The organism is Lysobacter enzymogenes, assembly GCF_017168095.1.
Classification (GTDB): domain Bacteria; phylum Pseudomonadota; class Gammaproteobacteria; order Xanthomonadales; family Xanthomonadaceae; genus Lysobacter; species Lysobacter enzymogenes_D.
Genome location: NZ_LXSD01000176.1, coordinates 1 through 6,440, shown reverse-complemented (window position 1 = coordinate 6,440; position 6,440 = coordinate 1). Strand labels below are relative to the sequence as shown.

General features: G+C 72.5%; 4 protein-coding genes. All 4 read left to right on the top strand.

Going from position 1 to position 6,440, the window contains the following annotated elements; translation table 11 throughout:
• A partial coding sequence (locus A7A76_RS04825) for an autotransporter domain-containing protein (protein WP_206410129.1) occupies positions 1–3,466 on the top strand: 3,466 nt, incomplete at its 5' end.
• 310 nt (positions 3,467–3,776) lie between these two features.
• Positions 3,777–4,268, top strand: a complete 492-nt coding sequence (locus A7A76_RS04820) for a hypothetical protein (RefSeq protein WP_241200730.1) — start codon at positions 3,777–3,779, stop codon at positions 4,266–4,268.
• 271 nt (positions 4,269–4,539) lie between these two features.
• The gene (locus A7A76_RS04815) at positions 4,540–5,466 is read left to right on the top strand and encodes a helix-turn-helix domain-containing protein (RefSeq protein ID WP_206410128.1); all 927 of its coding nucleotides are present in this window, start codon (positions 4,540–4,542) and stop codon (positions 5,464–5,466) included.
• A gap of 267 nt (positions 5,467–5,733) precedes the next feature.
• On the top strand, positions 5,734–6,345 hold the full coding sequence (locus tag A7A76_RS04810) for a cysteine hydrolase family protein (protein WP_206410127.1): 612 nt from the start codon (positions 5,734–5,736) through the stop codon (positions 6,343–6,345).
• Positions 6,346–6,440 lie beyond the last annotated feature (95 nt).

The following is a 6,440-nucleotide window of genomic DNA, read 5'->3' as shown; positions in this document are numbered from 1 at the left end:
CGGTGGCGGCGGCGCCACGGTCGGCGCGGGCGGCGGCGGCGCGGGCGTGGGCACCACCGCCTGCCAGCAGAACTGGAACGGCGGCGGCGGTGGCGGTGGCGGCGGCAGTTCGGCCGCGACCGGCCTGACCGGCGTGGTGTTCAACAACGGCGTGCAGGCCGGCAACGGCGCGGCGCTGATCTGCTTCGCGGCGCCGCAGTATTCGGTCGGCGGCACCGCGGCCGGCCAGACCGGCCCGGTCACCCTGCAGCTGAGCGCGACCAATCCGGCCAGCAGCCAGCAGGTGGTGGTGGCCCAGGCCGCGACCACCTTCGTCTTCCCCACCCGCTTGCCGCAGGGCGCGAACTGGAACGTCGGCGTGCTCAGCGCGCCGCCCGGGCAGTTGTGTTCGGTAACGCCGGCCAGCGGCGCGGCGATCGCCGCGGACGTGACCAACATCGCGCTGAGCTGCGCTACGGTCACGGTCGCGATCGCGCCGGCGACCTTGCCCAACGGCGCGCTCGCCACCGCGTATTCGCAGACGCTCAGCGCCAGCAGCGGCAACGGCGGCGTCGCGCCTTACACCTTCGCGGTCAGCGCCGGCGCCTTGCCGGCCGGGCTGACCCTGTCGGGCGCGGGCGCGCTGAGCGGCACGCCGACCGCGGCGGGTTCGTTCAACTTCACCGCCCAGGCGACCTCCAGCAACGGCTTCAGCGGCACTCGCGCCTACACCCTGGTCATCGCCCAGGGGGCGCAGGCCATCACTGCGTTCGCCGCCAATCCGGCTGCGCCGACGTATGCGCCGGGAGGCACGTTCACGGTGTCGGCAAGCGGCGGCGCATCCGGCAATCCGGTGGTATTCGCCAGTGCTACACCGGCGGTATGCACCGTCGCCGGCAACACGGTCACCACCGTCGCCGCGGGCGCGTGCGCGCTTACCGCCAACCAGGCCGGCAACGCCAATTACAGCGCCGCGCCGCAGGCGAACTTGAATGTGACCATCGGCCAGGCCGCGCAGGCGATCTCCGCCTTCGCCGCCAATCCGGCCGCGCCGGTGTACGCGCCGGGCGGCACCTTCACCGTGTCCGCCACGGGCGGCGCCTCGGGCAATCCGGTGACCTTCGCCAGCACCAGCGCCAGCGTGTGTACGATCAGCGGCAACACCGCGACCATCCACAGCGCCGGCACCTGCGCGCTCACCGCCGACCAGGCCGGCAACGGCAACTACGCCGCCGCGCCGCAGGCGACGTTGAACGTGACCATCGGCGCGGCGACCCAGTCGATCAGCAACTTCGCCGCCAATCCCGCCGCGCCGGTGTACGCGCCGGGCGGCAGCTTCACCGTGTCGGCGACGCCGGGCCTGTCGACCAGCCCGGTGGTGTTCGCCAGCACCACGCCGGCGCTGTGCACCGTCGCCGGCAACACCGTGTCGATGCTCGGCGCGGGCACCTGCGCGCTGACCGCGAACCAGGCCGGTGACGGCAACTACAGCGCTTCGCCGCAGGTGAACTTGAACGTCGCCATCGGCCTGGCCGCGCAGGCCATCACCGGTTTCGCCGCCAATCCGGCCGCGCCGGTGTTCGCCGCCGGCGGCAGCTTCGCGGTCTCGGCCACGCCGGGCGCGTCGACCAGCCCGGTGGTGTTCGCCAGCACCACCGCTGCGGTGTGCACGGTCAACGGCAGCACCGTGACCATGCTCAGCGCCGGCACCTGCGGCCTGACCGCGAACCAGGCCGGCGACAGCAACTACAGCGCCGCCGCGCAGGTGTCGTTGAACGTGACCATCGGCGCCGCGGCGCAGGCGATCACTGACTTCGCCGCCAATCCGGCGACGCCGGTGTACACGCCCGGCGGCAGCTTCGCGGTGTCGGCCAACGGCGGCGCCTCGGGCAATCCGGTCACGTTCGCCAGCACTTCGCCGGCGGTGTGCACGGTCAGCGGCAGCACTGTGGCGATGCTCGCCGCGGGCACCTGCGCGCTGACCGCCGACCAGGCCGGCAACGCCAGCTACACCGCCGCGCCGCAAGTCGCGCTGCAGGTGCTGATCGGCGGCGCGGCGCCGACGCTGTCGTGGATCGGCGACCTCGCCAAGACCCTCGGCGAGGCTGCGTTCGACCTGCCCAATCCGAGCAGCAACAGCAACGGCGTCTTCACCTTCGCCAGCTCCAACACGGCGGTGGCGACGGTGAGCGGCCGCCGCGTGACCATCGTCGGCCCCGGCACGACGACGCTGACCGCGACCCAGGCGGCGACGCCGAACTATCTGCAGGGCAGCGTCAGCCTGGTGCTGAGCGTGGCCGACCGCCCCGACCCGACCCGCGATCCCAGCGTGGTCGGCGGCCTGCAGGCGCAGGCCGACGCCAGCGTGCGCTTCGCTGCCGCGCAGCAGTCCAACATCAACGACCGCCTGCGCCAGCAGCGTTACGCCGGCGCCAACCGTTCCAGCAACGGCCTGGCGCTGAGCGTGAGCAACCGCTCCGGCAACGGGATGTCGCTGAGCGGCGAGCAGATCGCGCAGATCGATGGTTCGCGCCTGCCGCAGGGCTGGGGCGTGTGGACCGCCGGCACCGTCAGCAGCGGCCAGCGCGACCGCAACGCGCGCAGCGACGGCTTCGACTTCCGCAGCGACGGCGTCACCGTCGGCGCCGACTGGCGCATGGGCGAGCGCTTCCTGCTCGGCGTCGCCGGCGGCTTCGGCTGGAACGACACCGACCTCGACGACGGCCGCTCCACGCTGGAAGCCAAGCAGCGCGCGTTGTCGCTGTACGGCCTGTGGCGGCCGAGCGAGCGCTGGTTCGTCGACGGCATCCTCGGCTGGGGCCGGCTGGACTTCGACATCCGCCGCTTCAGCGCGACCGCCGGCGCCACCGCTCGCGCCGATCGCGAAGGCGACCAGGTGTTCGGCACGCTGACCGCCGGTTACGAGCACACCAGCGCAGGCGGCGTGCTGCTGACCGGTTACGGCCGCCTCGACGGCAGCCGCACCAAGCTCGACGGCTACCGCGAAACCGGGCTCGGCCTCTACGATCTGAGCTACGGCTCGCAGACGGTGGAAAACAGCGGCGCCGCGCTTGGCCTGGAAGGCAGCTTCCCGATCCTGACCACGCGCGGCAACGTGTTCCGCCCGTACTGGACGATCGAGTACCGCCAGGCGCTGGAAGACCGCAGCGACGTGCGCCTGAACTACGTGATCCTGCCGGCCGCCAACGACTACCTGCTGCGCATGCGCAGCTACGGCGACAACGCGCTGAGCTACGGCGCGGGCCTGGACATGGAACTGGCGCGGCGCTGGCGCCTGTCGTTGCTGCTGCGTCGCCAGCACGCCAGCGGCCTGGATGCCGGCACCAGCTTCGGCCTGTTGCTGTCGTACTCGCCGGCCAGCGGCTTCGGCGCCGCTTCGGCGATGGCGGCGGCGCCCGCGGGCGGCGATGCGCCGATCGGCGACACCGGCGCGCAGCAGACCGGCGGCAGCGACGGCGTTCGCTGAGCGCGCTACGGCCCGGAGCGCCGCTCCGGGCCGGTCTGAAGCAGACGCAGGAGGGGCGAACGCCCCTCCTTTTTTGTGCGCGAAACAAGTGCGGCGTTGCTTCGATGTGCGCTGATGTCGCCATCGAAGTGCGCAGTCGCCATCCTCGATGCACGCCGCCGCCGAGGCTCACGTTGCGCTTACATTCGCGGCGAAGGCATTGGCTATCCTGCCGGCGGCCCCTGCGCGCGCCGATCGGATCGGCGCCGGGGCCTTGCCCCGCGGGCATCCCCCGGTGCCCCTTCGCAGTCGCCGAACAAGGAGTTTCGCCATGCCGAGCCTTACCCCGCCGCGTCGTGTCCGCGCGCGTTCCGCCTCGCCCCGCCGCCTGTTCCCGCTCGCGCTCGCGCTGCTGCTCGGCGCCGGCGCCGCGCATGCGCAGAGCGACAACGAAGTCTACGAAGCGGCCATCGCCAAGGCCTCGCGCCTGTGCCCCGGCCATTCCAAGGACCGCACCACGCCGGGCGTGCGCGCGGTTGCGGTTGGCGCGCTGCGGGTGCTGGCGCAGCGCAATTACACGATGTGCCCCGACCGCCGCCTCGACGCCGCCGCGCCGGCGGTGTGGTACGGCCAGGCCGGCGTGTTCGCCTGGAATCCGGAAGTCGAGGGCGCGGCGAAACTGATCGCCAGGCAGATCGACGCGATGACGCGCAAGGAAGACTTCCCGCCCGAGACCCTGGTGTGGAAGGCCGACGGCCGCCCGGCTCAGGGCGTCACCGTGCCGATGTTCGAGCCGCGGCCGCGGCCGGTGGGTTCGTACTGAGCGCGGCCGGCGCGTAGCGGTCGAAGCGCGCGGACGCGGCGTCGGCCGCGGCCGCGTTGTTTTCGGCCGCGTTGTTTTGAAGCTGCGTTGTTTGTGAGGCGCGCCGCTTCGCAGCCACGACGTTTCCGGATTGTTCCCGAGTGATCCCGCGCCCGGCGCCGCACCGGCGCGATGTTGCCGCACCGGCCGGTTGCGCGCGCCGCGGCTGACAAGCGCGCGGCGGCTGGCTTATCGTCGGCGCAACCGCACCGTGCGCCCGCCCGATCGCCTCATGCAGCAACACGCCGACCTGTTGATCGCCTTGCTGACCCGGGTCCGGCTGGAAGCGCGCTTCGTCTGCGAAACCGACCGGCCGCAGCGCTGGCGCGAGAACGGCGCGGACTCGGCCAATGCCCTGTTCGTGTACGCCGCGCGCGGCCGCGTCGAACTCGACGACCGCGGCCGCACGCTGGTGCTGGAGCAGGGCGATCTCGCGCTGCTGCCGCACAGCGTGGCCGAACGCATGGCCGGCGCAACGGCCGACGCCGAACTGCCCGCCGCGCTGCTGCGCGGCGATGGCACCGGCGCGCAAGCCGAGATCGCGCCGCGCGCGCTGTGCGCCGGCCTGCACTACGACGCGACCAGCGCGATGCCGCTGTGCCGGCTGTTCGGCGCGATCATGGTCGCGCCGGCCGCGGCCATCGCCGGCGAACCGATGCTGAGCCACGCCCTGCACGGACTCAGCCGCGAGCTCGAACGCACCGCCGCATTGCGCAATCCGGTGCTGCTGCGCGCGCTGGAACTGATCTACGCGCTGGCGCTGGAACTGGCCGTCGCCGGCGCGGTGCGCGCGGGCGAGGAACAGGCCGACACCGCGCTGCGCGATCCGCGCATCGCGCGCTGCCTCTACTACATGTACACCCACTTCGGCGAGAAATGCTCGCTGGACGAACTGGCCGCGCACGCCGGCCTGTCGAAGTCGGCCTTGTCGGCGCGCTTCAGCGCGCTGGTCGGCGAGCCGCCGGCGCGGCATCTGGCGCGCATCCGCGTGGCCGAAGCGCGGCGGCTGCTGCGCAGCACCGAACTGTCGCAGGAGGCGGTGGCCCAGCAGGTCGGCTATGCCTCCGTCGTGGGGATGCATCTGGCGTTCCGCAGCATCGCCGGAGAACCGCCGGGCGCGAGCCGGCGCGGCAATGCGGCGACGGGCGAATCCGCTTGAGTACACCGGCGGTGCACACCCCGGGCCTTGCCGCAGGCCACGATGGCCGGGCGCCCGCCATCGCAGCCCTGGACGATCGATTAAGCCGCCGATACTCGGCTTAATGGCCCAGCCGCCGCGGCCGGCCTAAATTTCGCTTCGCGCACTGCACGCCCGGCCGCCTCGGCGCGCATCGTCCCCGCAGCGCGCTCACCACCCGCACCCGACCGCAGCCGCTGCGGCCGACGGACGGGTATTGCCCCTCGAATCCATCCACGGAGCTTGGTCATGAACCATCCCACCCTGCGCACCATCGGCGGCGCCGCCGTGCCGCAAGCGCTCGCCGCCGGCCGCACCGCTTTGATCGTCATCGACTTCCAGAACGAATACTTCAGCGGCCGCATGCTGCTGCCCGACGGTGCGGCGGCGCTGCGCAACGCGCGCGCACTGGTCGACCACGCCGATGCGAACGGCCTGCCGGTCTTCCACGTCCAGCATGTAACTCCGCCCGCTGCGCCGGTGTTCGCCGAGAACGGCGACGGCGTGCGCTTCCACGCCGAACTGCAGCCGGCCGCGCACCACCGCGTGGTGCGCAAGACCTCGGTCAGCGTGTTCCCGACCACCGACATCGAGCAGCAGCTCAAGCAGGCCGGCATCAACACCTTGGTGATTGCGGGACTCATGACCCACGCCTGCGTCGCCAGCGCCGCGCGCGATGCGGTGCCGCTGGGTTTCGAGGTGATCGTCGCCGGCGACGCCTGCGCCACCCGCGATCTCGACACCGCCGACGGCACGGTGCTGGCGCACGCGGATTTGCACCGCGCTGCGCTGGCGTCGATCGCCGACACCTTCGGCGAAGTGATGCGCACCGCGCAGGTGCTGGTTTTGCCGCTGCGTTGATTGCGCTGCATTGATCGCGCTGCATCGATCGCGCTGTATCGATCGCGCCGCGCCGCCGGGCGCGGACCGGCGGCGCGGCGGCCGCGCGGCGCCGG

Excerpts from the sequence above, each read along its gene's own strand:
- A7A76_RS04810 (WP_206410127.1), top strand. The coding sequence starts at position 5,734 with ATGAACCATCCCACCCTGCGCACCATCGGCGGCGCCGCCGTGCCGCAA.
- A7A76_RS04820 (WP_241200730.1), top strand. The coding sequence starts at position 3,777 with ATGCCGAGCCTTACCCCGCCGCGTCGTGTCCGCGCGCGTTCCGCCTCG.
- A7A76_RS04815 (WP_206410128.1), top strand. The coding sequence starts at position 4,540 with ATGCAGCAACACGCCGACCTGTTGATCGCCTTGCTGACCCGGGTCCGG.